Genomic DNA, 25,738 nt, shown 5'->3' on the forward strand with positions numbered 1-25,738 from the left:
CGAACCGGCGCCCGCAGCAATCGACTGGACCGGGCGCTTCATCGAATGCTGGCATGCGCATGGCACCCACGCATGCCCGGAGACCGTCGTCGTGCTGATTGCGGGACTCTATTCCGAGTGGATACCTGCCTGCTTCCGGCATGCCGTGCGGGCGTTGCGTGCCGCGCGGTACCCAATCCTGCGTGTGCCGGTCCGCTCGTCGCGCAGGGTTGCCGAGCAGGGCGCGCATATCGTGCGCTACCTGCATGCGCGCCTGCCTGCCGATCGCCGCTTTATTGTCCTCACCCATAGCAAGGGCGGGCTCGATGCATTGGCGGCGCTGCATGCGGATTCAGGGCTTCGTGCTCGCTGCGACGGTATCGCACTCGTTCAGCCGCCCGTCGGCCCGAGTGCGATCGTCGACGGGCTGCTCGGGCAACGGGGGGCGCGCATCGATCCCGCATGGCTGGGTCGAGCCGCCGGGAGATTGTTGCGCACACGCTGGCTGTATGCAGGCTCGCGCGATATCGGCAGCGAGCGCGACGCCGGCATCGCGAATCTGCTGTCTGCGGTGCCCGGTGACCTGCACTGCGTGCATGTCGTGAGCTGGTCGATCGAACGCACGTCCCGGTTCGACGCACATCACTCACGCCTCGACCGCTACCGTCCCGGTTGTGCGCATGACGGACAGTTCTACCTGGACCACCAGACGATTCGCGGCATGCCTCAAGTATGCGTGCCGCATCTCGACCATGGCCAGCCAGTACTCGGCGGCGCCGGTTTCGATGCGGGGCGTTTCTGGCTTGCACTCGTTGCGCTCCTGAACGACACGCGAGCGGCAGCGGTCGCGAGCGGTCAGACGAGATAGATCTCGAATCCCGGGATCGCTTCGGTGCCGCCCGGATCGAGTGCGGTCGCGCCGGGCGTCGATAGCGTATACAGATCCATCGGCAGCGCGGTGTACCGATAGCCGCGCAACGCGGACCATAGCGGATCGTGATCGTACAGGCAAAGCTGCAGCAACGCATAGCGGCTCCGCTCTCGTTGCCAGACTGCATCGAGCAGTGCCTGTGCGATGTCCGGGTCGCGTCCGCTCACATGCAGATGAGTCAGGTAGATGTCCTGAAGCGGCTGGCCGGGTGCTGCGATGGGAGGGCGTCCGAGCAACGGCGCGATGGCGTTGACGCCGTGACGCAACGCACCGAGTGAGCGCGGCAGACGTTCCAGGACGATGCGCTTGATACGTCCCGCATCCCACGGAGCAACGCAGCCCACGATACGCCCCTGCGCATTGCGTGCGACCAGAAAGCGCTCGATTCCGAAGTCGGGCCAGGCGTTCAGGCGGCGCGCGAATTCGTCCGCCGTAAAGACGCAGCCGAAGGGTTGGGAGCGCGACTCCTGGTCCAGGAATGCGCGGAGCGCGTCGGCATCGCTGGACGACGCGTTCGTGATCCTGACGGAGTCGGCGCGCCGCGCAGCAATACGTCGCGCATAGATCGATACGTTACTGTAGCCGCGCCAATGTCGAAATCCGAGCCGGGTCCGCTTGCCTGCCCTGAATAGCGATTGCGTTGCGATCCGGTTGTCGCGAATGACGCAGCAGTACGTATGCTGCACATCTTCGTGCCGGGCGAGATCAGCGAGGCGATCGACGACATAATCGACCCACGTGCGTGCCAGTTCTCGATCGGGTGCGATGCGCAAGTCGCCGAGATAAGCGATGCGCTGCTTCTCGCCGGCGAGGTAGCCGTCGCGAACGACCATGCTGGCCATTCCCTTGACGTGCCCGGCGCTGTCCTCCGCGAGCCAGGTTCGATAGTCGTTCGAATGACAACGATGCAGTGCGAAGTAATCCGGTGAGCGATCGAAGCGAAGCGGCATCCCGCCGAGCATCGCATAACGTGTTTGAAACGCGAGGAGCCGTTCGTTGTCGGACGCTGTGGCTGGCCGGATCCGCGTCATTGGCTCATTCACCGGTGAAGATGCGTCTTGCCATCGGGCGCAGGTTTTCCGGCGTCAGTTCACACAGGCAGACGAGCTCGTTTCCGTGCGCGTATTCTGGATTGCGCTCCAGAAAATAGGCGACATCCGGCAGCCGCCGATGCGCGTCAGGCACTTCGGCGAGGGCTGGAGCAAGGCGGCCTTGCGGTGTAGGGAAATTGAGCACGCCGGACGCGGCGTCGTATGCGTGCCCGAAGCGCTCGACAGCCAGATGATCGAGCAGTGCCTGACGCAAGGGCTCAGCCGGTCGGTCGAATCGCGGGGTGAAATCATGCGCGAACGCTCGCAAGTAGCGGTACGTGCGATGCCCTTTGCAGATCAGGAACCAGTATAGTGCCCGGTCAGGCGAGTTGCGTTTGAGCTCGCCGGCGAGTCGAATCCAGCAAAACGCGAGTTGCTGGCTGCCCCAGCAGGCCGGATCCACGATCGTGTCGCCGGAAAACAGGATGCGCAGTGTGGTGTCGCCCCACTGCTGTTCGTACAGTTTCAACGTGGAGAAGCCGCGCAGCTTGCCCGTGTCATCGCGCATGATGACGCAATGTGTCTTGTCGTCGAGATCGTGTTCGAAGCGTGCCTGTTCCGTATCCCGGTAACAGGTCGAGTAGAGCGCGTACATGTGTGCAACGTCGACGTCGCGCAGCTGCGCACGTGTGATGGAACTGGCTCGAAGCGGCATAGCGTCGTTATTCATGCGAGCTGAAACGATTTATCATGATACGCGATCGAGCCGCTCCATTTTTCACATGCGCGCCATACCTTCTGTTTCCCTCTCCTATATACCGTCAGCGTTCGACGCGTGGCGGTGGCTCGCAATCTATGTCGTCGTGTCGGGCGCACTCTACTTCTGGGTTACGCACGCGCCGATGGCGCCCGTGGTGGTGCTGCGTCCGTGGCCGTACGATGCGGTTATTCCGCGCGTGTCCGCCAGTGTGCCGCTCTATTTGAGTTACGCGCTCGTGATGCCGTCGATTGTCTGGTTCGGCCGAGGCCGCAATTGGCTGCTGCCCGCGTTTTTCGCCGGTGCGCTTGCCGCAGGCCTGTGCATCGTCAGTCATCTGTTCTGGCCGACTGCCGTGAGCCGGTCGCCGGCTGTGTCGGGATGGATCGCATGGCTGTATCGGATCGACGCCCCACTCGCCGCGAGTCCATGCGGGCATGTTGCATTGCCTGTGGCGGTAACCGTGGTATTGGCTGCGCTACGTGTCCGCGCAGCGCGCTATTACGCGGCGTGGAGCGCAATACTCGCGCTCACGGTCTTGACGACCGGGCAGCATCTGCTCGCGGACATGCTCGCGGGGCTCGCACTCGGCGTCGGCGTTGGCGGTGCGACGACCGCGCTCATTCGTCTCGATGTCGACCTGCGTACGGCTGCGGCACTGCTGCTTGAATGGCTATGTATCGTAGTTACGCTACGAGTTGCGTTGTCGGTGGGCCATTGGGGCGGTTACCTCGTCGCCGCCGTCATTGTCGCGACGCGGCAACACGCGTTATTCATTCTGTATCACGACGCGACACACTATCATTTGACCCGCCGCCGTTTCGCGAACGACTTTCTGATCAACCTGGCAATCGGCGTACCGGGGCTCGTGCCCATCGAATTCTATCGCCCGTTGCATCTTGCACACCATCGGCACGTCGGGACTGCAGACGATCCTGAGCGGAATTATCTGTACCACGCGCAGCCATGGAAATTCGAGCCACTCGACACACTCCCGCTCATCCGGCAACTGCTCGGTGACCTGTTCGTGGTCAACATGGTGAAAAACATGCGCGCATACCGGCGCGCGAACGGGCGTGGTGCGCCCATGTCACTGCCGCTGCTCGCTGCGATATCGGCATGGGGCATCCTGCTTGTGCCGCTCGTGCATGCCTGCACGGTACGCGAACTGTTGACGCTGGCGGCGCTTTGGTTCGTGCCTCTCGTGACAATCGGCGCGCTGGTGCAGAAGATCCGTAGCATTGCAGAGCACAGCGGCGGGCCGGGTGTCACGGCTGGCTGGAATGACTGGACTTATTCGTGGCGTGTCGGGTTACTGGGCCGCTTCTTTATTTGGCCGTACAACATCAACTACCACCAACAGCATCATCGTGAACCCGGCGTGGCGTGGCATCGCTTGCCCGGATTGCGTGCGTCCGACGAGCCGGTTCTGTCTTCGCGGCAGTTGCCTGCATTGCTCTGGTCGGGCGCCTCGCGTCGTGGTAGTCGAAGATAGAAAATCCCTTTCAAGACACGATGAAGTGCCCCATCGATCCAGGAGCGAAAGATCGGCACGGCCCGTTGCGATCCGTCTGATGCGTGCCGCGCAAACCCGATCGTGAATTGAGCGCAGCCATTGTCTTGACGCGCCGGGGATTCATCGACCGTAGCGCGAGGCCTTGTCCGGAACGACGGGGTCGACTCCACGCCAATGCGCAGCGGTCAGGCGGCATCGACGCGCACGCGGCCCGGATGAATACCCGTGCGGATTGTCTTGGTATCGAGAGGCGTCACACCGCCAGATCTCGGCAGCTTCGCGGGCTAATCCCTCACGCCCTGCGCCGAGCTCATGAAGTTGACGCTGATCCGCGTGCCGTCGATTTCCGGTTCCTTGGGCACGCAGTGCACCCAGTCTTGCTGCGCGCGCCCTCCCATCACCACCAAGTCTCCGGAAGACGGCTTGAAGGTCATGGAGCGGCCGCCCTTGATCGGCTTGATCAGGAACCGGCGTATCGTGCCGAGCGTCAGGACGGGCACGATGCAGTCGAGCTTCCGGCACGAGCCGTGGTCGCGATGCCAGCCTGTACTGTCTTGCCCGTTGCGATAGAGGTTCATCCACAGGCCGTCGTATTCCACGCCGTAGTGACGCGATAGCGCGCGCACAGCCTCCAGCAGGCGCGCGTCGGGCACGTCGGCGACATGCTTGTAGACCGCCGTCATGCGCGGCTCGCGAAACACCTGGTTGAACATGCGCCGATCGTGCTCGAGCCACGGAACGCTGTTGCGCAACTGCTCATAGAGCAGCGAAGCCCCCGAAATCCATCCGGGCACGATGTCGATCCAGGAATGAGCGTCGAGATCGAAACGCCTTGCCGATCCGAAGGACTCGTCTATCGAGAATTCGGCGTCGCTGCTTCCGAACAAATCGCTCTGAGCAGGTACCGTGCTCCGGATCCGTGTGATTGAATTCATCGTGCAAGTTGATCGCTTCCGGTGTGACGAGTCACGCGGCCGGGAAAGATGTCGATATGAGTCGTAGTCAGGCAGAAGCACCGTGATTCATCGCATGCCACGCACGCAGCACCGAATAGCCGCGCCAGGGCCGCCATTTCTCGGCGGCTTGTGCCGCGGCACGGGCGCTACCTACACCCAGGGCTTTTTGCAACGCGACGTCGCCGGCGGGAAAGGCGTCGGGCCAGCGCAGCGCGCGCATGGCGATGTACTGCGCCGTCCAGTCGCCGATGCCGGGCAGTGCACACAATTCGGCGCAAGTCGAAGCGACGTCTACGCCGGGATGCAAAGCGATGCGCCCGTCCAGCACGGCATGCGCCAGCGCATGCAGCGCGGTCTGGCGTTGCCGCGTGATGCCCAGGCGGCCGAGCTCATCGCCGGTGGCGGCCGCCAGGGCAGCAGGCGTGGGAAAGAGACGATCCAGACCCGCGACAGGCGTTGCGATCGGATCGCCGAAGGCCGCAACCAGTCGCGCGCCCAGTGTGCGTGCAGCGGCCACGGTGACCTGCTGGCCCAGCACGGCGCGCACCGCCAGCTCGAAGCCGTCCAGTGTGCCCGGCACGCGCAAGCCTTCGCCCGACGGGAACGCGGCGTGCAGAGCCGCGTGGATGGCGATCGGGTCGGCGTCCAGATCGAACGCGGCGCGCACACGGTTGATCAGCGCCGGCAGGGTGGCGGCCAATGAATCGCTGATCGTCAGCACGGCCTGCGCGCGATCTTCGTCGAAGCGAGCGCGCAACCAGCCGCTACGCGCCTGCGCACCTTGCACAAGCCGCAGCGTTCGCGTGTATTCCAGGCCCGCGACCTGCTCCACGCCGGGCAACGCGCGCAGGCGCAAGAAGCCCACCATTGCCTGTACGTCATAGGGCGGTCGCCAGCCGAGTCGCACAGTCACGCCTTGTCCATCGGACGTGGATCTGGCCCGGCGCAAGGCGCTGGGATTCAGGCCGTAGTGGCGCGAGAAGGCATCGTTGAAGCGTCGGACGCTGGAAAAGCCGCTGGACGCCGCGACCTGGCCCATCGGCAATCGGGTGTCGGCAATCAGCTGCTTGGCTGCCAACAGCCGGCGTGTTTGAAGGTACTGAAGCGGCGATACGCCGAAGTGTGCGTCGAAAATGCGGCGCAGATGGCGGTCGGTCACGCCCAGCCGTTGCGCAATGCGCGGCATCAAGCCGCCGCTCGACTGCCCGAAGGTCGGGCGCGCGGAGGTCATGTGCCGCCATGCGTCGGGTTCATCCATCAACCTTGCGGCCTGCAGGGCCAGGATGCGCGAAGCGTCCTCCGTGCTCCAGGATGCTGCGCGCGGGGCCAATTCGGGGCGGCAACGCAAGCAGGGCCTGAAACCGGCCGCTTCTGCTTCTGCCGCGTGACGGTAGAAGCGGAGGTTCTCGCGACGTGGCGTTTTCACGCGACACACCGGACGACAGTAGATGCCGGTGCTGGTGACGGCCGCGAAAAACGAGCCGTCGAAGCGCGCGTCGTGCGCCTTCAGCGCCAGGTAGCAGGCGTCGCTGTCGGGGGTGTCGATGGGGGTAGGCATGGGTGACATCGTATATCCCGGGCGCCCGCGACGTGCGCCATTTTCGGACATGTGGTCTGTCGGCTTTGCGCCGCCAAACACCGGGCATCTCGAGCATCCGGGACGGCGGGGAATGATTGCGCGGTTCGGCCCCGCCAACCTTCACGGAACGCGGTATGCGCTTGACTTCAAGGTGATCGGGAAGCTGGATCGTGCGTGAGGCAGTGCGGTGCGCTCATAAAACGGACCGGCCCTCACGATGGCGCATTCCCGTTCCATCGCAAGATTCGGAGTTGCCGCGCGACTTCTTCCCGACAAAGTGTCGCCACGCGCAGGCCGGATGATCAAGCCGTGAGTTGCACGGGCGATAGCGGCCCCATTTTTTGCGAGCCTGCCGCTTGCAGCGTTGGTTGTTGCCGATGCGTTCCATCGACCTCCTGGCGGGGCGATCACGGCGATCGAATCGTCGACGTCTTGCCTGCTTTCAGCCGTTGCCGGCAATCGATCGTGACGCGGCGGCGTGCCGGTACCCGCTTGCCCGCCGACACCCTCCGAAATATCGGATGCGACACCTTAACCCCGCAGTAACTCTTTTAATGCAATCCGCCAAAACATCGGATGGAATTATTTAAACGGAAGAAACTATTTAATTTATTTCCTTTTAATCAAACAAAACGTCAGCGCCGGCAAAGGTATTTTAGTTAGCCTCGTCATTCAATGTGACTTCTTCCGCTCCGCATAAGCCTGGCGGGGCTCTGTGGGTGATTCAGATTTACGACCCTTTATATGCGACCTAAAAATTGATCGAAAATGTAAAGCATTGCAATATCAAGGAATAATTTGAGTGTTTCGATTGCGATGCATGATTTTATTTGGCAGGATTTTCATCAGGTTGCTCGATTTCAAGACAACAATACAGCCGGCCATTCAATCAGTCGAAACAACGCGTGCCGGATGAGCAACGATCCGAAAAGAAGCTGACGAAGAAACGGATAACGAGGCGGCGAACGGGCGACATCGTTCGCGTTCATTGAAGCAATCGTTTGCCTGGGCGTCGATGCGTCACTCGAGCGACCCGGGCGGATTCGATACGGGGCAGCCATGGCGATACTCATGAACGATTCTTCCGGGGAAGCGTGCCTGCTCCGCGCGTATCACGTGTTCGGCCGGGATGCCGCGCGTTGCGATACGGTCATCCGGGATGCGTCGGTGTCCCGTGTTCACGCCCATATCCGCTGGGTGGGCGGGCTGTGGGAACTCCACGATCACAGCAGCAACGGCACGTCGCTGTCCGGCGTACCGTTGCGCCACGGCGATCACGCGGTACTGCGGCCGGGTGACGTGATCCGGTTCGGCAGGGCCGGCATCGCGCCGTGGCGCGTTGAAGCGCTCGACGATCCGGCCGATACGCTGTGGCCGATACGAGGTGCTGCGCATCCGATCGTGCTCGCGCCGCGTCAGATCCTGGCCGCACGCGCCGCGCAGCCGGTCACGATCGTCCGGTCGCCGGCCGGCGAATGGTTGTGCGACGACACGTTGCCGCCGCGCGCGCTCCATGACGGCGACGAAGTATCGACCGGCGACGCCACGTGGCGCCTGGCACTCGCGCGCAATGGTTCGACGATGAGGCTCGCCGCGCCCGCCGATCCGGCCGTGCCGGCGCAACTGCTCGAATTCCTCGTCAGCCGGGACGAAGAGCATGTGCGCATGCTGCTGCATGTTCGCGGCGGCGTGGTCGATCTCGGCGAGCGCGCGCATCACTACAGTCTCGTCACGCTAGCCCGCGCGCGTTCGGCCGACATGCAGGCCGGCTACGACGCGGCCACGCAAGGCTGGATCGAACTCGACCGGCTGGCGCGCATGCTCGGCATCGATACGTCCCATGTCAACGTGCAGATTCACCGCGCCCGGAGCCAGTTCGCGGCCCTGCCGGGGATGGGCGCGAGCCAGCTCGTCGAGCGCCGGCGCGGCAGCGTCAGGTTCGGCGATTTCCCGTTCCGCGTCATGCGCGGCGCGCATCTCGAATGCGAGTCGGTGCCGCCCGCTCAGCCGCGCATCGGCGTGCATCGTCCGGCGCCGGCCCCGGCAGTCCATTGCTCATGAACGCGAGAGAACCGGTCTCGGCACCGGCGGTGCCCCGCGCGCCCTTCGCGCCGTTTGCGGAACTGGCCGGCAAGCGGCGTTACCGGCTCGGTTCGTTGCTCGGCGAAGGCGGTAATGGCGTGGTGTTTCGCGCGACCTGCTGCGAAACGGGACAAGCCGTCGCGATCAAGCTGATGCGGGATCACGCCGCGCGGACCGCGACGGAGCGCGCGCGTCAGCATGCGCGTTTCCAGCGCGAGACGAGCCTGTGCGAGGCGCTGCGGCATCCGAACATCGTGGCATTGCTGGACAAGGGGGAAGCGCCCGACGGCCGGCTGTTCGCCGTATTCGAGCTGGTGCAGGGCCGGACCTTGCGCGACCGGCTCGCGGCACAGGGGCCGCTGTCGGCGGTCGACACGGGCCGGCTGATGGCGGAGGTGCTCGACGCGCTCGCGGCCGCGCATCGCCGGGGCATCGTGCATCGGGACCTGAAGCCGCAGAACATCGTGATCGCGATGGCCGACGACGGGCCGCACGCGAAGCTCCTCGATTTCGGCATCGGTGCGTTGCTGCCCGGCGCGGAAGACATCGGGCGCCGGACCCTGACGCTGGCGACCGAGGTGCTTGGTTCGGCGTCCTATTGCGCGCCCGAGCAATTGCGCAACGAGCCGCCGACGCCAGGAAGCGACCTGTATGCGTGGGGCCTGGTCGTGATCGAATGCCTGACGGGCGAGGTCGTCATGCGCGGTGCGAGCGTGGCCGACATTCTCTATCAGCAGCTCAGCCCGGTGAATGTCGTGTTCCCTCCGCCGATCGCGTCGCATCCGCTCGGCGCGGTATTGCGGCGCGCGTTGAGCAAGAATCCGGAGCAGCGCGCGGCGTCGGCCGACGAACTCGCGGAACCGTTTCGCGCGCTCAACTTCGCGGCGCTCGTCGGCCAGTTCGATGCCGGCCGCGCAAGCGGGCCGACGCATCCGCGCCCGTTCGCCCCGTACGGAGAGCCGATCGCAACGGCGGGCGGGTACCGTCAGATCACCACGCTGTGCTGTTGTGTGACGATCACCGGGGAAGGCCGGCGACGCCGCGCCGAAGTCGATCACGACGCCTTGCTCGACGGCTACGAGGCGCAATGGCAGACGAAGTGTGTGGATATCGCGGTCGGTTACGGCGCGCAGGTCGACGCAAGGCTTGGCGACACGCTGCTGTTTCATTTCGGCCTGCAAGGCGACATCGATCGGCCGGCGCGTCGCGCGGCGCGCGCGGCACTCGACATGGTGCGGGTGGCCGGGTGCGCCCGGCTGCCGGTGCCCGCGTTGGCCGGCGGCGACGCCGATGGCGCGAGCTGGCGCGTCGAAGTGGCCGCCGCGATTCACGTCGGGCAGGTTCTCGCCCATGCGTCGCATATGTCGGGCGTATCGACGCCTGCCGCGGCCGCGCGGCTGCTGCGGCTTGCCGGGCCCGGCCAGATTCTGATCAGTGACGATGCGCGGCTGGTGCTCGAACGGCATGCGGACTGTCGGCCGACGCCGTTGCGGCTCGCGCGGGCGGGCCTCGTGCCGCAGCCGGTTCACGAATTGCTCGGCGAGCGGCGCGCCGATACGCCGTTCGATTCGCTCGACGCCGGCATGCGGGCACCGATGATCGGCCGCGCGCGCGAACTCGACGTGCTCTCGCGCGCGTGGCAGGAGACGCTCGCACGACATCGTCGCGTGATGCGCGGCGAGCCTGTGCCGAGCGGTGTGCCTCGACTGGTCGTCGGCGACGCGGGGCTCGGCAAATCGCGCCTCGTACACGAGTTGTGCGAGGCCGTCCGGGGCGAGGGTTCTGCGTGCGCGTATTGCGGGTGCCTGCCCGAGCGGGAGAATCACGCACTGTTTCCGGTCCTGCGATTCATCGCCGCGCATTGGCATATCGACGCCGGCGACCCGGCGGGTCTCGCGCTCGCGGCGATCGACACCATGATCGCGCCGCTCGAATGCGATCACGCGGCGGCCCGTGTCGCGCTCGCGACCTGGCTGGGGGTGCCCTGCGGCGGGACGAGGGCTCCATGGTCGAGTGCGCGCGAACAACACGCATTGTTCGACGTCCTCGAGCAGCTGATCGTGTCGCTCGGCAATGGCGCGCCGGTGTTGTTCGTCGTCGAGGATGTCCAGTGGATCGACCGCACGACCGAGGATTTTCTTGCGTACCTGCGGCGCTCGCCGCGCGCGGCGGCGCTCGGCATCGTGCTCACGTCGCGCCCCGACAAGCTCGCGCGCTGGCGCGGCGCGACGAAGCGCCTGGTGTTGCGCCGCCTGCCGCACGACGACGCGCAGCGCCTGATGTCGGCATGCCTGGGCCCGGGCGAGCTCGATCCGCTCTGGCTCGACCCGCTCGCCCGGCGCACGGGGGGCATTCCGCTGTTCATCGAGGCCGTCGCGCGCGAGCTGACGATGGGCGGCGCGGACGACACGCTCGCCGGGCTGCTGACGACGGAACCCCGTCCGCTTCCGCTCAGTCTCGGCGGGATACTCGGTCGAGCGTTCGACCGGATCGACGACGCGCGCGACACCGCGCAGCTCGCCGCGACGATCGGGCTCGAGGTCGATGCGCAACTGCTCGTCGCGGCTTCGCCGCATGATCGCGCGACGCTCGACGCACACCTGCAGTTGCTGCTCGAGGAACGGATCCTGTACGCGCAACATCGGCGCGATCGCGTGGTCTATTCGTTCCGCCATGCGTTGATTCGTGATGCGGCGTATGCGTCGATGCCGCCCGACCTGCGGCGCGGCAACCATGCGCGCGTCGGCCGCGCGCGGGTTGCGTGAGCCGCTCGCGGCGCCGGTGCACATGCGTTTGGCGTCGCTCATTTCTGGCCGCGTTTTGGTGCACGACGGCTTTACCCGGTGCCGGTGGATCTTGGGTGGTGCACCCGGCCACGCAGCGAAGCGGAGTTGAATCCGGCACGGCTGTTTTCGTGACCTGACCGGTCGTCCGCCAGCGGCGCCGGGTGCCGGGCGCGACGTCGGGCGTGGCGTAGTTTCATCTCGTGCTCCCGCTTTCATCTTTCGAAATCCTGACGTATTTCAAAATGCTTTCCATCCATGCCGCATGCGCGATTCGATGCCGGGACAGTCGAAATTTGCATAGCGTTTGTGAACGGAATTACGGCTGCATACGTTCACGGTTGACGGTGCCGCGCGCCATGTCCGGCGCGCAGCGGCCTCGATGCGCGGCGTGATGGCGCGTCGCACGGCCGCAGGCGCCGACGGGCCCGGATCGCGGTACGGTCCGAACGAGATCACGCAAGCACATGAGGATGCAGTCATGGCATCGATTCCCGAACCCGCGCCGACCGGCGACACCAGCAAACGGAACTGGCTCGAATCTCACGAGGCCGGCTATCACAAGACCCTCGGCAATCGACAGGTGCAGATGATCGCGATCGGCGGCGCAATCGGTACCGGCCTGTTCCTCGGCGCGGGCGCGCGCCTGCAGGCCGCCGGGCCGTCGCTCGCGATCGTCTATCTGGTGTGCGGCGTGTTTTCCTTCCTGATCCTGCGCGCGCTCGGCGAGCTCGTGATGCATCGCCCGAGCAGCGGCAGCTTCGTGTCGTATGCGCGCGAATTCCTGGGCGAAAAAGCGTCGTTCGTCGCCGGATGGATGTATTTCCTGAACTGGGCGATGACCGGCATCGTCGACATCACCGCGGTCGCGCTCTACATGCATTACTGGGCGCCGTTTTCGGGCGTGCCGCAGTGGATCTTCGCGCTCGCCGCACTGTGCATCGTCGCGACGATGAACCTGATCGGCGTGAAGTGGTTCGCCGAGATGGAATTCTGGTTTGCGTTGATCAAGGTCGCCGCGATCGTGCTGTTTCTCGTGATCGGCAGCGCGATCCTCGGCACCGGCGGGCATGTCGCAGGCCATGACACGGGCATGCACCTGATCACCGACAACGGCGGGTTCTTCCCGCACGGGCTGATGCCGGCGCTGGTGCTGGTGCAGGGCGTGGTGTTCGCGTTCGCGGGCGTCGAACTGGTCGGCACCGCCGCCGGCGAATGCAAGGACGCGCGCAAGGTGCTGCCGCGCGCGATCAACAACGTGATCTGGCGCATCGCGATCTTCTACGTCGCGTCGGTCGTCCTGCTGGTCTGCCTGCTGCCGTGGAGCGCGTACAAGGCGGGCCAGAGCCCGTTCGTCACGTTTTTCGGCGCGCTCGGCGTGCCCGGCATCGGCTCGGTGATGAACCTGGTGGTGTTGACCGCGGCACTGTCGAGTCTCAACTCGGGACTGTATTCGACCGGGCGCGTGCTGCGTTCGCTCGCAATGGGCGGCTCGGCCCCGGCTTTCCTCGGGAAGATGAGCGGGCAATCCGTGCCGTACGCGGGCATTCTCGTGACGGTCGCGATCTACGTGGTCGGCGTGCTGCTCAACTACCTGGTGCCGTCGAGCGTGTTCGAGATCGTGCTGAACATCGCGTCGCTCGGCATCATCAGTACGTGGGCATTCATCGTCGTGTGCCAGATGAAGTTCCGCGCGGCGGTCGCGCGCGGCGAGGTGGACGACGTGTCGTTCAGGATGCCCGGTGCGCCCGTGACGTCATGGCTGACGCTGCTGTTCCTGCTCGGCGTGCTGGTTCTGATGGCATTCGACTATCCGAACGGCACGTGGACGATCGCGTCGATCCCGCTCGTCGCGCTGCTGCTCGTGGCCGGCTGGAAGTGGCTGAGCGGCCGTGCGCACCGCGCGTCGCTCAAGCCGACGATTCCGTCGGTCGCGCTCACGCAGAACGTGCTCGAGAAGGACGGCGACTGACGGCATGCGCGACAAGGGGCGGGCGCCGGCTCGATTGCGGCGCGCCCGCTCAAATACCCATTCGCGCGGCAACACCGTCGCGATCGACGAACTTGTGTTTCAGCGCGGCCGCGACGTGCACGGCCAGCAACAAGCCGAGCGTCAGCACCAGTGCACGATGCAGCGCGTCGGTCAGGAGTCGCAACGGTTCGTCGCGGCCGACAAGCATCGGCAGGTCCGCGATGCCGAAGAAACTGACCGGATGCGCCCCGGCGAGGCGGTGCACGTAGCCGGTCAGCGGCACGAGAAACAGCAGCAGGTACAGCACGCCGTGCAGTGCGCCGGCGATCCGCGCCTGCCATGCAGGAACGCTGCCAGGCAGCGGCGGCGGCGTGTGCGTCGCGCGCCACGCGAGGCGCGGCACGGTCAGCATGAAGATCAGGCTGCCGATCGACGCGTGATAGAACAGGATGCCGTTGAACTGCGGCGAGCTGTGCGGGAACGTATCCATGTAGAGCCCGATCGACAGGTTCGACAGGATCAGGATCGCGATCGACCAGTGCAGGGCGATCGCGAAGCGTGCGTAGGTAGGGTGGTTGGGCTGTGACATGAGCGGTCTCGCTGTTTCGGGTGGGGTTCGCCCGCCCGCACGTCCGGGGCGCGAACGGCGTGGCGACCTCCGATATACCGGAGCCGGCCCGGATTTATTCCCGTTGCATGTGTCGACCGCCGTGTCTCGCTTGCAGCCGGTATTCCCGGATCCGGTTCTGTGGCATATGGTCGGTTGCGGCGAGTGCGCCGTAGCGCGTGCGCCTCGATACGTTCGATGTGCTTGCCAGCCGGTCGGGCGACAGGCCGGGGGCGCGACCGTGATGCGCGCGACGGCTTCTACGTGAAGCCGACCCTCGTCGTGCCGAAGTCGTTGCAGTCGAGTGTGTGCCGCAACGAAAGCTTCGGGCCGGCCACGCGGGTCGCGCGGCCGGCCGCCGTGCGTGTCAGAACCGCGTACTGAATCCGACCCGCGCGATCGACTGCAGTGCGCCGCTCGACGCACCGTTCGCGTCCATCACGCCGTTGATCTGCGCGTTGCTGCCGTGGTTCGCGCGCTGATGCACGCCCGCCACGTACACCATCGTGCGCTTCGACAGCCAGTACTGGACGGCCGCCAGGAACTGGTGCGCGTGCGCATTGTCGAGTGTGTCGTTGCCTTTCATGTAGGTGTAGCTCGCGCCGACCACCCACGCAGGCGACGGATGCCACGACGCGCCGGCTTCCGCCGACCACGCGCCCGCGCCGTTCGCCGAGTTCCGTAAGGTCGTCACGAGCGCTTTCCCCGTGACCGTGCCAAGCGTGTAGTGCACCCCTGCGCCCCAGTTGCGCACGCTGGTCGGCGGGAGTCCCGCCGACGCGCCGTATTTCTGGTTCGTATAGGCCGCGCCCGCGCCGAACGGGCCGTTGTCGTAGCTCGCGCCGACGCTGACCGTGTTGTTCGCACCGACCGACCCCGCGACGTTCCCGAAGCCGTACAACGCGCCGAAGGTCAGGCCCGACAGCGACGGGCTCGTGTACTTGACGGAATTCGCGACGCGATTGCTGCCTGCGACGCAATCCCAGTCGAACGCGCCGGTGGGGTTGTTCGGCAACGCGAGCCTGTCGAACGGCCCATTGCGAAAGCCGTACAGGCCGACGAGATCCTGCGCGATCTCGTTGCCGCTGGCGGCGAGCGCATCGACCATGAACTCGTACTGGTTGCCGAGCGTGAGCTTGCCGTAACGGTCGTTCTCCAGCCCGACGTAGGCCTGCCGAGCGAACAGCCCGCCGCCGATGATCGAGCCGTTGCCGAGCGAATACTGGTTCACGAGCCGGAAGATCGCGCGCGTGCCCGCGCCGAGATCCTCCTTGCCTTCGAAACCGAGCAGGTTCGGAAAGAAGATGTTGTCGTCGAACTTCGCGTTGCCGTGGCCGCCTTCGTTGCTGACGTAGCTGATGCCGGCATCCATCAGCCCGAACATCGTCACGCTGCTCTGCGCGAACGACACGGCGGGAAGGGCGCATGCCGCGAGCGCCAGAAGGGTCTTATTCGTCATCTCCAATGTGCTCCTCACATGTTTCCGATCGGGTCGGATATTTTTGATTGGACTACTGATTGATATGAACAAACCCGAGCCGGGCGATTCCCGGTTCGGTGGCAACCGGAGCGAGCCGGTGCGCGGCCGGAATCGGCTGGAACTGCGTGGCCGCCAATGCCTGCCGATGCCTGTCGAGCGTGCGCTAGACCGTCGAATACCCGCCGTCGACCGGCACGACCGCGCCTGTCACGAACGACGCAGCGGGCGAGCACAGGAACAGGATCACGTCCGCGACTTCATTGGCCGTGCCCCAGCGCCCGAGCGGCGTGCGTTCGAGGATGCGTCGAGACGCCTGCGTGTCGGCCATCAGGCCGCTGCGGCGTGTCGATCCAGCCGGGCGCGACCGCGTTCACGCGGATGCCGCGATCGGCCCACGCCTGCGCGAGCGAGCGCGTGAGCTGTGCGATGCCGCCCTTGCTCGCGCTGTACGCGGGGCGGTCCTTGCTGCCGAAGTACGTGTACATCGATGCGACGTTGACGATGCTGCCGCCCTGTACGGACAGCGTCGGCAATGCGGCGTCGGAGGCGCGCATCACCGACGTCAGGTTCACGTTCAGCACGAGTTCGAACTGGTCCATCCGGTATTCGTCGGCGTGCCGGCTGATGCCGACGCCGTTGACGAGCACGTCGAGCCGCGGCAATGCGGCGATCGTGTGCGTCAGCGCCGCGTTGTCGGTCACGTCGAGTTCGACGCACCGGACACGCGGATGCACCGGCGCATGTGGGCCGGCAGCATCGAGCCCGAGCGCGACGACCGATGCGCCGGCTTCCGCGAAACGCCACGCCGTGCCTGCGCCGATGCCCGATGTGCCGCCGGTTACAACGACGGTTTTTCCCTCAAATAACCACTGGCGACTCATGTTCGACACTCTCGACGGCGTGGGTGGCGCGCGCATGCCGCTGCGCGGGGGAAACCAGGATCTTGATCTGCGTACGATCGGCGAGCAGCGCGTCGAAGCCGTCGGTGACGGCGTCCTCCAGCGACACGGTGCGCGTGACGATCGACGTCAGATCGAGCGCACCCGACGCGACGATGCGCAGCAGGTCCTCGTACGCATGCCGGTAGCCGACGCTCGCCGTGAAGGTCAGTTCGTCGTTGACCGCGCGGAATGCGTCGAAGCCCGCCTGCGGCATCAGGCCGACCATCACGACGCGGCCGCCCTTGCGCAGCGCCTGCATCGCCGCTTCGAACGTGGCGGGCAAGCCGGCCGCCTCGAAGCTCGCGTCGACGCCGAGCCCGCCCGATGCCTCGTGGATCGCGTCGCGCAGCACGGACGCGTCGAGCGTGCGCGCATTGAACGTGTGCGTCGCGCCGAAGCGCGCGGCGGCCGCGAGGCGCTCGGTCGACACGTCGACCGCGACGAGGGTCGTCGCACCCTGCAGCTTCGCGAGCTGGATCAGCAGCAGGCCGATCGGCCCGAGCCCGAATACCGCGCACGTGTCGCCGAGCCGGAGCTCGGCCCGGCGCAACGCGTGCAGCGCGACGGCCGCGGGTTCCATCACGGCGGCCTGCTCGAGACTCACGCCGTCGGGCAGCCGGTGCAGCATGTAGGCGGGCACGACCGCGAAGTCGGCCATCCCGCCGTCGCCCATCAGCCCGGCAAAGCCCATCGACACGCACAGGTTGTACGACCCCGAGCGGCAGTACGCGCACTGGTGGCAGCGATATTCGGGCTCGACGGCGACACAATCGCCCGGATTCAGCGTCGTCACGCCTTCGCCGACTTCGACGACGGTGCCGCAGAATTCGTGGCCGAGCGTCAGCGGCGCGGTACGGCGCGACAGCGGATGCGGCGTGTCGACCGGAATCGCGTGCGGGCCGTCCGCGTATTCGTGCAGGTCGCTGCCGCAGATGCCGCAATACGCGACCGCGATGCGCACCTCGCCCGGCCCGGGGCGCGGCGTATCGATTTCCACGAGACGGACGTCGCGCGGGCCATGCCATTGAAGTGCACGCATGTCAGCGTCCTCCGAGGTTCTGTGTATCGAGACGGTTCGCGGCCGTGCCGGCGAGCGCGCGCTTGCGCAGCACGGCGGGCGCGGTTTCGACGAGGCCGAACGACAGCACGCACGCGAGGATCGCGCCCGTGGCCGACGTCCACATCGCGAACTGCAGGCCGTACTTGTCCGCGGCGAAGCCGGCGACGGTCGGCGCGACGAAGCCGCCGATCAGCTCGCCGGCGCCCATGATCAGCCCGAGCGCGCTGGCGATCGCGCGCGGCGGCACCGTTTCCGCCGGGATCGTCGCCATGAACAGCGTGAAACAGCCGAGGCCCGTGTAGGTCGCGAGCACGAGCGTGCAGAGCGCCCACAGCGAATTCGCGTGAATCATCGCGACGGGGCACGCGGCGGCGATCAGCGCGAACACGATCATCGTCGGCTTGCGGCCGATCCGGTCGGAGATCGCGGGCACCGCGAAACCCCAGAACACCCACGCGGCGCCGAGGCAGGTCATCACGACGCCCATGTCGGCAGGGGACAGGTGGCGGCTGTCGACGAGGAACACCGGCGCGAACGAGATGATCACGATGAACCACGTGAGGAAGAAGCAGCTGATCAGCACGCAAAGCAGGATGTTGCGTTCCTTCAGTAGCGCCCAGCGGCTGATCGCCGCGCCGCCCGCGGCCGGTGCGCCGACGGTGTCGGCCTGCGCATGCCGTGCGCCGCCGGGCGGCGCCTCGCGCACCCAGCGCCAGATGCAGAACGCGATCAGGAAGCCGGGAATGCACGATACGAAGAACGCGTGGCGCCAGCCGTGCGCGGTCGCGATGCCGATCACGACCGGCGGGCCGATCATCGCGCCGAGCAGGCCGGCGGCGGAGCCTTGCAGCAGGCCCATGTTCAGCCCGCGGCGGCTCGGCGTCGAACTCTCGACCATCAGCGACTGCGAGAGCGGCAGCACCGGGCCTTCGGCGATGCCCATCAGCGCACGGAACGCGATCAGGCTCGCGAAACCGCCGACGAGCCCCGACAGCGCCGAGCACACGGAAAAGCCGATCACGGCGGCGATCAGCAGCGGCTTGCGGGTGCCGCGCGCGTCGGACCATGCGCCGGTCGCGGCGCCCGACAGCGCCCACGTGAGCGCGAGCGCGGACGACACCATGCCGAGCTGCGCATTCGTCAGGTGCAGCTCGGCGGACATGAACGGGAACAGGAACGACAGCGCGAGGCGGTCGAAGAACACGAAGCCGAACGTCATGAACAGGATCAGCAGCAGCCTGTTCTCGTACGTCCAGGCGGGCCTGGAGGAGGAGGGGGATGTCATGGTGAGCCTCGCCGCGCGTCAGCGGAACAGCTTCTCGATCGCTTGCGCGCCGAGGCCGACCTTCTCGTAGTGCGCCTTGCACATCGCGATGTACGAGTGCACGTCGAAATAGCCGTCGGGTTGGCCTTCGTCGTCGAGCCAGATCAGCGGCCCCTTGACGATGAAGAACGCGCGCATCGGCTCGGGGTGATCGAATGCGACGAGCGTGTGGCCCTCGCCCGGCGTCTCGTATACGAAATCGCCGCGCGTCGCGGTCCATTCGTGCTCCAGGTAACCCCACTTGCCCGACAGCGTGTAAGCGAACACCTCGTGCGGGTGATAGTGCCGGTTCACGAGCCCGGCTTCCTTCGCCATCAGGATGTCGCACCATTTGTTCTGCGACGGCGAGATCCACAGCGGCCGCGACGAAACCGTTTCGGTGAACGGAACGTAATAACGCTCGTCGTCGGTGGCCGCGTTCGCGATGTAGGCTTCCGGAAGCGCATCGGGCTTGAACGGATTGGCAATCGGCGGGATGTTTTGCCAGAATTCGGCTACGGCTTGGTCGACCACGGTTCGTCTCCTTGTGTATGAGTGTCGTGGGCTCGACTTTAGCCAGCAGGTGCGCGCCGCTCTTGACTGGGCTGGACGAATTGCTTGATCGGGCCGGACATCGCACCGCACGACGTTTAAACGATCCATCCCCCAATTTCGCAATGCATGGCGCTCCGCACGACGGGCGCCAGCAGGAGGCGACGTGACGAATTCGACCGTTTTTTCACGCACGCGAGGCTCGACGGCCGACGTGCCGGTGCGCGACCGGATGGCGTACTGGGACGCGTTCAATGCAGAGACGCTGGTCGGCCTGCGCTGCTCGTCGCTGTCGCCGGCCGGGCTCGAGGTCGAGAAGACCGACATCGCGCTGCCGGGCCTCGGCATCGCCGACATCAGCGGCCAGGATCACGTGATCGAACGCAGCCCCGCGCTGGTGCGCCAGTTGCCGAAGGAGTCGTTGTTCGCGTGCCAGATCCTGAGCGGGCGTGCGTATTTCATCCAGCACGACCGGTGCCTGCTCGCGGAAGCCGGCGATGTCGTCGTCTACGACACGCGTGTGCCTTATCTGTTCGGATTCCTGACACCGATGCGGCAGTTGCTGATCGATATCCCGGTCACGACGCTCGACGACCGGCTCGATGCGGAACTGGCGGCGCTGCCGCTGCGGATCGCGCCGAAGCCGGGCGCGGGCGCGATGCTCGGCGCAACGTTGCGCGCGAGCGTCGAGCGGTTCATGAAGGACCCGGTCGAGCGCGATGCCGCGCGATTCGCCGAGCACACGCGCACGCTGATCGCGGAACTCGTCGACGCGGAAGTGAACGGCGCGGGCGCGTCGCGTGCGTCGTTGTCGTACCTGCTGACCGCGAAGCAGTACGTCGCGACGCACCTGGGCGACCCGGAGCTCGGGCCGCAGGCGGTTGCCGACGCGGTCGGGCTGTCGTTGCGCCATCTGAGCCGGCTGTTTGCGGCCGAAGGCGAGTCGATCACGCAGCACATCTGGTCGGAGCGGCTGGCGCACGCGCATCGCGAGCTGACCGATGCGCGGCTGCGCAAGACGAGCATCGGCGAGATCGCGTTTCGCTGGGGTTTCTCGAGCCAGGCGCACTTCAGCCGGGCGATTCGCGAGCGCTACGGCGCGTCGCCGATGGCGTTGCGCGATGCGGCGCACGCGGCCGGCCGCTGATACCGGCGGTCGATGCGGATGGAGCGGCGGCGCGTGTCCCACGCGCCGCTTTTTTTTCGTGCAGTGAACGACGGCGCAGATCCGCCGCGTCGCGTCATTCCGCCAGCATGAATTCGGCGCAGCGCTCCGCGATCATGATCGTCGGCGCGTTCGTGTTGCCGGACACGATCCGCGGCATCACCGACGCATCGCAGATCCGCAAGCCGTCGACACCCTGCACCGAGAGGCGCGGCGTCACGACCGCGTGTTCGTCGTTGCCCATGCGGCAGGTGCCGGCCGGGTGATAGACGGTTTTCGCGCGGCGCCGCACGTAGTCGGCGAGTGCCGACTCGGTCAGCGTCTCGGCTTCGCGCACGATGCGCGCGAGCGACGGCGCGCGGATGATCCGCCGCGCGAGCGCGACGCCGCGCACGAGACCGTCGACATCGGCCGGGTCGGACAGCGCGCCGCTGTCGAACAGAATCGGCGCGGCCGGATCGTTGCCGCGCAGTTGCACCGAGCCGCGCGAGCGCGGCCTGAGCAGGCACGGGTTGATCGACAGGCCGTGGCCGGGCAGCGGCTCGCGATCGACGTCGCCGACGAGCGTCGGCAGCACGTGGAACTGGATGTCCGGGCGGCCGCTGCCGGTCGTGTCGACGAACGCGCCGGATTCGACGACGTTCGACGTCAGCAGGCCCGTGCGGCACAGTATCCACTGCAGCCCGTGCCGCAATGCCTTCAGCCCGCGATCCTCGCCCAGCAGGCTCACGGGCGCGTGGCTGCGGCCGTAGATCGAGACTTCGAGATGATCCTGGTAATTCGCGCCGACGTCGCGGCTGTCGTGCCGCACGTCGATGCCGTGCGCGTGCAGGTGCGCGCCGGGCCCGATGCCCGACAGCATCAGCAGCTTCGGTGTGCTGAGCGCACCGGCTGCGAGCACGACGTCGGCGCGCGCGGCGGCCGAACCCGTCGCGCCGCTTGCCGTCCGCCATTCGACGCCGGTCGCACGCCGGCCGTCGAACAGGATGCGCGTCGCGCGGCAGCCGGTCAGCACGCGCAGGTTCGGATGCCGCAGCGCGTCGGCGAGATAGGTGGCTGCGGTACTGCCGCGCCGGCCGTCGAAGATCGTCGTGTGGTAGAACCCGACGCCATGTTGCGCGGCGCCGTTGAAATCGTCGTTGTAGGCGATGCCGGTTTCCTGAGCGGCTTTCACGAACGCGAGGCTCAGCGGATGCCTGAAGCGCGTGTCGCCGACCTTCAGCGGCCCGTCGGTGCCGTGAAACGGCTCGGAGAGCCGCAGGTGCGATTCGGCGCGCCTGAACACGGGCAGCACGTCGTCCCAGCCCCAGCCCGTGCAGCCGAGCGCGGCCCAGTCGTCGTAGTCGTCGCGCGTGCCGCGCACGTACAGCATCGCGTTGACCGAGCTGCCGCCCCCGAGCGTGCGGCCCTGCGGCACGTAGGTCCTGCGTCCCGCCGCACCGGCTTGCGGCTCGCTCTCGAACGTGACCGTGCGGCGCGTGCCGAGCACGCGGATGAACGTCGCCGGTATCCGGATGAACAGGCTGTCGTCCTTCGGGCCGTCCTCGAGCAGCAGCACGCGCCTGCCGGCCTTCACCAGCCGGTGCGCGACCGTGCAGCCGGCCGAGCCGCCGCCGACGACGATATGGTCGTACGTCTCCATCCCGCTTCTTCTCCTTGCTGTCGGGCGGCGAAACGAGTGCCGCCGCGCAGGAAGCCAGCTTAGCGACCGCCATGCGGCCCCGTTTGACCGGGACGGACGGGGTGTTTGCCTCGCCGGGACACGGCGGCGGGTGGACGGTGGCGGGCTAGCGCGCGTCGGCCGGCGCCGGCGCCGACGCGCGCGACTCGCTCGGCGTCTCGCCGAAGCGCGCGCGATAGCTGCGGCTGAAGTGCGCGCTGTTGTTGAAGCCCCAGCGGAACGCGATTTCGCTGACCGTCAGGTGCTTCAGCGACCGGTCGCGCAAGTCGGCGCGGCAGCGTTCGAGCCGCCGCGCAAGGATGTAGCGCGTGAGCGGCGTTCCTTCGATCTCGAAGACGCGCGAGAGCTGGCGCGGCGACAGGTTGATCGCGCGGCTCACCGACCGGCTGTCGAGATCGTCGTCGGCGAGATGGCTGTCGATGAACGCTTTTGCGCGCGACAGCGTGTGGACGGTCGACCTGGTCGGCGACGCGTCGCCGTCGCGCAACCGCAGCATCGACTGCACGAGATCGAGGATCGCGGCGGCGCGCCGTTCGCGCGCACCGGGCGTCGACTCCTGCGGCGCGGCGAGCAGCGCATACACCTGTCGCACGGCCCACGATGCGAGGCCGTCGTCACGGTCGATCTTGACGAGGCTGCGGTAGCGCCACGGGCCGACGCGCGCCTCGAACACGTCGCGCGGCACGTCGAGCACGGTCATCGCCATGTCGGCGGGAAAACCGTGCCCGTACGGCATCGACGTGTCGTAGAGCACGAGGTCGCCGGGCCCGTGCTGCATGCAGTCGACGTCCTGGAACGTATAGCCTTGCCCTGCGTGCATCAGGCAGATGAACACGGCATCGCGCTGGTCCGCGTGGATGTTGTGCGACGTGCGCACGACTGCGTGCCGGTTCGCGACGATGTCGCACGCGCGGAACAGCCCGAGATCGCGTTTGCGCAGCGACGCATCGATCCCTTCGGACGACTTGCCGCTGCATTCGATCCGCACGAGCGTGCGAGCGACATGGTCGACCCAGTAGTCGACGCGTTCGTGGCCGCGCACGGCGCGCGTCGAGATCGTGGCGATCTCCGTGCTGGTGTCCGGCATGACGTTCTCCCGATGACCGCCTGAGCGGCGCAGTCTCGGGCACGCCGGAGCGCGTGGTCAATCCGTGAAAGACCCGGGGCATGTGCGTGACGCGCTTGCAGCGGGGCATGGCGGGCGATTGCGCGATCGATGTCCGTTCGGATCAACGAAAGCGGCCGTGCGAGTCAAGACACGGATGCGGCTTTGGGCTAAGCGTGGCCGGCTTACTTCGACGAAGACGACGGCAGCCCGAGCGACACGTCCTGCTCGTAGCCCATCTTGCCGCCGCGGTACTCGACACTGACGTAGCCGGCCCGCCGCGCGTCGGTGACGTTCGCGTAGATCGACGTCATCACCATCCCCGCGTCGCAGTCGAGCGCGATCGTGCGGTCGACGCGGCCCGTCGCGATGTTCACGGCCCGCAGCGACTGCATCGCCACGCCGCACTTGTCGGACAGCGCGTAGACGCCGACCAGCATGTGCGTCTTCGTGCGATACCACATCGGGATATCGACGTTGCCGTCCAGCTGCGGGTGCTGGTCGTCGGTGTCGTTCAGCCGGCCGACTTCGTCCAGCGTGATCGGCAGCGTCTTGCGGCCGTCGTCCCACGTGCCGGTTGCCGTTTTCCCGGTGACGTTCAGCGCGATCGGGCAGGGCTTCGGCCGTGACGGCGAGGCGGCCGGTACGACCGGCGAGTCGGCGTTCGATGCCGGCGGCGATGCTTCGCACAGCGTCATGCGGCCATCGGGCTCACGGCGGCCCTGCAACGGGATGGGCTTGCGATGCGCGTCGTAGTAATAGCTGCCGTCGACGCGCCAGCGGCCCGCGTCGTTGTGGTTGATCGCGTCGTAAGTCTGCAGCGACACGTGTACCGGCGCGTTGCCGATCGTGCCGGTGTAGTTCGCGATTTCGTACCAGCCCGCGTAAGACGCGGCCGGCGCGCAGGCGAACGGCACGGCGAGCATGGCGGCGAACGGGGAGGCGTAGCGGGCGCGGCGGGTGTTCCGGGGCATGGGCGTTTTTTGTGCGAGGTGTGGGGCCGGGCGTCACGGATATCGGTCCGGCCATGTCGAGCCGTGCGGCGGGCCGCCCGTGCGCCGCCATTGTATTCATCCGCCCCACCCGAATGCCCCGCCTCCGCGCATGCGGTGACAGGGGCGCGCACACGACACGGGCCGGTCGCGGAACCACGCGGGCCGCGCGATCCGGTCGGCCGGCCCGCTGCCGATGACTTCAGGGCGCGCTGGCCTCGTCGATCCGGCGGATGTCGTCCTGATCGAGCGTGACGCGGATCGCGTCGCCGAGCGATTCCAGCTGCGCCAGCGACGTCGCGCTCGCGATCGGTGCGGTGATCGTCGGCCGCGCGATCTGCCAGGCGAGCGCGATCGCAGCCGGCTGCGTGCCGTGTTTCGCCGCCACCGCATCGAGTGCCGCGAGGATGCGTAGCCCGCGTTCATTCAGGTAGCCGGCGACGCGGTCACCGCGCACGCTCTTCTTCAGGTCGGCCTCGCTGCGGTACTTGCCCGACAGGAAGCCGCTCGCGAGCGCGTAGTAGTTGACGACGCCGAGTTTCAGGTCGCGCACGACCGGCTCGAGATCGCGTTCGTAGTCGGCGCGGTCCAGCAGGTTGTATTCCGGCTGGATGACCTGGTACGCGGGCAGCCCGTCGCGCGCGCTGATCGCGGCGGCTTCGCGCAGGCGTGCGCCGCTGTAGTTCGACGCGCCGATGATGCGCACCTTGCCCGCTTCGATCAGCGTTTGATATGCGCCGAGCGTTTCTTCGAGCGGGGCCGTGTCGGCGAGATCGCGGTGCGAGAAATACAGGTCGATGTAGTCGGTCTGCAGGCGGCGCAGCGAATCGTCGACGGCCTTCAGGATGTTGCCTTTCGACAGCCCCGCGCGCGCGGCGAGCAGGCCGACCTTGGTCGCGATCACGACCTGCTCGCGCTTGCCCGAGCGCTTCAGCCACTTGCCGATGATCGTTTCCGATTCGCCGCCGTGGTTGCCGGGAACCCAGGCCGAATAGACGTCGGCCGTGTCGATGAAGTTGATGCCGGTGTCGGCGAGCGCGTCGAGCAGCGCAAACGACGTGTTCTCGTCGACGGTCCAGCCGAAGACGTTGCCGCCGAACGCGAGCGGCGAAACCTGGATGTTCGATGTGCCGAGGGGGCGGTGTGCCATGTTCTGCTCCGATTTCTGCGGGATGACGGAATTGAACTGCGGGATGGGCCGAATCGATCACCGCGAGACGACGGGTGCGTGCGGTCACGCCGTTGTCGCGGGGCGCCGGACATTCT

General features: G+C 66.7%; 18 protein-coding genes and 2 pseudogenes. 6 read left to right on the top strand and 14 right to left on the bottom strand.

Annotated features, from left to right (window positions below):
• Window positions 1-91: 91 nt before the first annotated feature.
• On the top strand, window positions 92-847 hold the full coding sequence (locus AB3K92_RS08115; RefSeq protein ID WP_369464777.1) for a hypothetical protein: 756 nt from the start codon (window positions 92-94) through the stop codon (window positions 845-847).
• Here the strand turns inward: AB3K92_RS08115 and AB3K92_RS08120 are convergent.
• Both AB3K92_RS08120 and AB3K92_RS08125 read right to left on the bottom strand, forming a co-directional pair.
• On the bottom strand, window positions 835-1,941 hold the full coding sequence (locus tag AB3K92_RS08120) for a hypothetical protein (RefSeq protein WP_059651781.1): 1,107 nt from the start codon (window positions 1,939-1,941) through the stop codon (window positions 835-837). The genes AB3K92_RS08115 and AB3K92_RS08120 overlap by 13 nt on opposite strands.
• Before the next feature lie 4 nt (window positions 1,942-1,945).
• Window positions 1,946-2,671 (bottom strand): hypothetical protein, encoded by a 726-nt coding sequence (locus tag AB3K92_RS08125; protein ID WP_081058090.1) that lies wholly within the window; start codon window positions 2,669-2,671, stop codon window positions 1,946-1,948.
• Here AB3K92_RS08125 and AB3K92_RS08130 point away from each other — a divergent pair.
• Complete coding sequence (locus tag AB3K92_RS08130; RefSeq protein ID WP_230956726.1) at window positions 2,670-4,193, top strand: fatty acid desaturase family protein; 1,524 nt, start codon at window positions 2,670-2,672, stop codon at window positions 4,191-4,193. The genes AB3K92_RS08125 and AB3K92_RS08130 overlap by 2 nt on opposite strands.
• A gap of 305 nt (window positions 4,194-4,498) precedes the next feature.
• On the opposite strand, the gene AB3K92_RS08135 is transcribed toward AB3K92_RS08130, so the two are convergent.
• Window positions 4,499-5,149: an alpha-ketoglutarate-dependent dioxygenase AlkB gene (locus AB3K92_RS08135; RefSeq protein ID WP_369464779.1), complete on the bottom strand. Its 651-nt coding sequence runs from the start codon at window positions 5,147-5,149 to the stop codon at window positions 4,499-4,501.
• Between the two features lie 67 nt (window positions 5,150-5,216).
• The gene (locus tag AB3K92_RS08140; RefSeq protein ID WP_369464780.1) at window positions 5,217-6,728 is read right to left on the bottom strand and encodes a DNA-3-methyladenine glycosylase 2 family protein; all 1,512 of its coding nucleotides are present in this window, start codon (window positions 6,726-6,728) and stop codon (window positions 5,217-5,219) included.
• A gap of 1,080 nt (window positions 6,729-7,808) precedes the next feature.
• Here AB3K92_RS08140 and AB3K92_RS08145 point away from each other — a divergent pair.
• From AB3K92_RS08145 to ansP, 3 genes and pseudogenes are all read left to right on the top strand, one after another.
• Window positions 7,809-8,810, top strand: a complete 1,002-nt coding sequence (locus tag AB3K92_RS08145; protein ID WP_369464781.1) for an FHA domain-containing protein — start codon at window positions 7,809-7,811, stop codon at window positions 8,808-8,810.
• A gap of 47 nt (window positions 8,811-8,857) precedes the next feature.
• Window positions 8,858-11,749, top strand: a pseudogene (locus tag AB3K92_RS08150) (TOMM system kinase/cyclase fusion protein); the annotation flags it as partial.
• Between the two features lie 346 nt (window positions 11,750-12,095).
• Window positions 12,096-13,586 carry an L-asparagine permease gene (ansP, locus tag AB3K92_RS08155; protein ID WP_048021232.1) on the top strand — a complete coding sequence of 497 codons (1,491 nt, stop codon included), beginning with the start codon at window positions 12,096-12,098 and terminating at the stop codon, window positions 13,584-13,586.
• Window positions 13,587-13,635: 49 nt separating this feature from the next.
• Here ansP and AB3K92_RS08160 read toward each other — a convergent pair whose 3' ends face one another.
• The 6 genes and pseudogenes from AB3K92_RS08160 to AB3K92_RS08185 form a co-directional block, all read right to left on the bottom strand.
• Window positions 13,636-14,175, bottom strand: a complete 540-nt coding sequence (locus AB3K92_RS08160; protein WP_059620183.1) for a cytochrome b — start codon at window positions 14,173-14,175, stop codon at window positions 13,636-13,638.
• 385 nt (window positions 14,176-14,560) lie between these two features.
• Complete coding sequence (locus AB3K92_RS08165; RefSeq protein WP_369464783.1) at window positions 14,561-15,652, bottom strand: porin; 1,092 nt, start codon at window positions 15,650-15,652, stop codon at window positions 14,561-14,563.
• Between the two features lie 184 nt (window positions 15,653-15,836).
• Window positions 15,837-16,554: pseudogene (locus tag AB3K92_RS08170) on the bottom strand (SDR family NAD(P)-dependent oxidoreductase).
• Window positions 16,532-17,653: a 2,3-butanediol dehydrogenase gene (locus AB3K92_RS08175; RefSeq protein WP_369464784.1), complete on the bottom strand. Its 1,122-nt coding sequence runs from the start codon at window positions 17,651-17,653 to the stop codon at window positions 16,532-16,534. Before AB3K92_RS08175 ends, AB3K92_RS08170 begins: the two are co-directional and overlap by 23 nt.
• 1 nt (window position 17,654) lies before the next feature.
• Entirely contained in the window at window positions 17,655-18,959 is a 1,305-nt protein-coding gene (locus tag AB3K92_RS08180; protein WP_369464785.1) for an MFS transporter, read from the bottom strand.
• Window positions 18,960-18,977: 18 nt separating this feature from the next.
• On the bottom strand, window positions 18,978-19,511 hold the full coding sequence (locus AB3K92_RS08185; RefSeq protein ID WP_021157568.1) for a 2,4'-dihydroxyacetophenone dioxygenase family protein: 534 nt from the start codon (window positions 19,509-19,511) through the stop codon (window positions 18,978-18,980).
• A gap of 184 nt (window positions 19,512-19,695) precedes the next feature.
• Between AB3K92_RS08185 and AB3K92_RS08190 the strand changes: the two genes are divergently transcribed.
• On the top strand, window positions 19,696-20,676 hold the full coding sequence (locus AB3K92_RS08190; protein WP_021157569.1) for a helix-turn-helix domain-containing protein: 981 nt from the start codon (window positions 19,696-19,698) through the stop codon (window positions 20,674-20,676).
• 94 nt (window positions 20,677-20,770) lie between these two features.
• Here AB3K92_RS08190 and AB3K92_RS08195 read toward each other — a convergent pair whose 3' ends face one another.
• The 4 genes from AB3K92_RS08195 to AB3K92_RS08210 all read right to left on the bottom strand — a co-directional run bounded on the left by AB3K92_RS08195 (window position 20,771) and on the right by AB3K92_RS08210 (window position 25,622).
• Window positions 20,771-22,336 carry a GMC family oxidoreductase gene (locus AB3K92_RS08195; RefSeq protein ID WP_369464786.1) on the bottom strand — a complete coding sequence of 522 codons (1,566 nt, stop codon included), beginning with the start codon at window positions 22,334-22,336 and terminating at the stop codon, window positions 20,771-20,773.
• A 145-nt stretch (window positions 22,337-22,481) separates the two neighbouring features.
• On the bottom strand, window positions 22,482-23,462 hold the full coding sequence (locus AB3K92_RS08200) for a helix-turn-helix domain-containing protein (RefSeq protein WP_369464787.1): 981 nt from the start codon (window positions 23,460-23,462) through the stop codon (window positions 22,482-22,484).
• 203 nt (window positions 23,463-23,665) lie between these two features.
• Window positions 23,666-24,454, bottom strand: a complete 789-nt coding sequence (locus tag AB3K92_RS08205) for a hypothetical protein (protein ID WP_369464788.1) — start codon at window positions 24,452-24,454, stop codon at window positions 23,666-23,668.
• A 220-nt stretch (window positions 24,455-24,674) separates the two neighbouring features.
• Window positions 24,675-25,622 (bottom strand): aldo/keto reductase, encoded by a 948-nt coding sequence (locus tag AB3K92_RS08210; RefSeq protein WP_060280207.1) that lies wholly within the window; start codon window positions 25,620-25,622, stop codon window positions 24,675-24,677.
• Window positions 25,623-25,738: the final 116 nt, after the last annotated feature.

Origin of the sequence: Burkholderia sp. Bmkn7 (assembly GCF_041103175.1) — a bacterium.
Lineage (GTDB): Bacteria > Pseudomonadota > Gammaproteobacteria > Burkholderiales > Burkholderiaceae > Burkholderia > Burkholderia cepacia.

Coding starts and splice junctions, on each gene's coding strand:
- AB3K92_RS08120 (WP_059651781.1), bottom strand. CDS start 1,941: ATGACGCGGATCCGGCCAGCCACAGCGTCCGACAACGAACGGCTCCTC.
- AB3K92_RS08130 (WP_230956726.1), top strand. CDS start 2,670: ATGCGAGCTGAAACGATTTATCATGATACGCGATCGAGCCGCTCCATT.
- AB3K92_RS08125 (WP_081058090.1), bottom strand. CDS start 2,671: ATGAATAACGACGCTATGCCGCTTCGAGCCAGTTCCATCACACGTGCG.
- AB3K92_RS08135 (WP_369464779.1), bottom strand. CDS start 5,149: ATGAATTCAATCACACGGATCCGGAGCACGGTACCTGCTCAGAGCGAT.
- AB3K92_RS08140 (WP_369464780.1), bottom strand. CDS start 6,728: ATGCCTACCCCCATCGACACCCCCGACAGCGACGCCTGCTACCTGGCG.
- AB3K92_RS08145 (WP_369464781.1), top strand. CDS start 7,809: ATGGCGATACTCATGAACGATTCTTCCGGGGAAGCGTGCCTGCTCCGC.
- ansP (WP_048021232.1), top strand. CDS start 12,096: ATGGCATCGATTCCCGAACCCGCGCCGACCGGCGACACCAGCAAACGG.
- AB3K92_RS08160 (WP_059620183.1), bottom strand. CDS start 14,175: ATGTCACAGCCCAACCACCCTACCTACGCACGCTTCGCGATCGCCCTG.
- AB3K92_RS08165 (WP_369464783.1), bottom strand. CDS start 15,652: ATGACGAATAAGACCCTTCTGGCGCTCGCGGCATGCGCCCTTCCCGCC.
- AB3K92_RS08175 (WP_369464784.1), bottom strand. CDS start 17,653: ATGCGTGCACTTCAATGGCATGGCCCGCGCGACGTCCGTCTCGTGGAA.
- AB3K92_RS08180 (WP_369464785.1), bottom strand. CDS start 18,959: ATGACATCCCCCTCCTCCTCCAGGCCCGCCTGGACGTACGAGAACAGG.
- AB3K92_RS08195 (WP_369464786.1), bottom strand. CDS start 22,336: ATGGAGACGTACGACCATATCGTCGTCGGCGGCGGCTCGGCCGGCTGC.
- AB3K92_RS08200 (WP_369464787.1), bottom strand. CDS start 23,462: ATGCCGGACACCAGCACGGAGATCGCCACGATCTCGACGCGCGCCGTG.
- AB3K92_RS08205 (WP_369464788.1), bottom strand. CDS start 24,454: ATGCCCCGGAACACCCGCCGCGCCCGCTACGCCTCCCCGTTCGCCGCC.
- AB3K92_RS08210 (WP_060280207.1), bottom strand. CDS start 25,622: ATGGCACACCGCCCCCTCGGCACATCGAACATCCAGGTTTCGCCGCTC.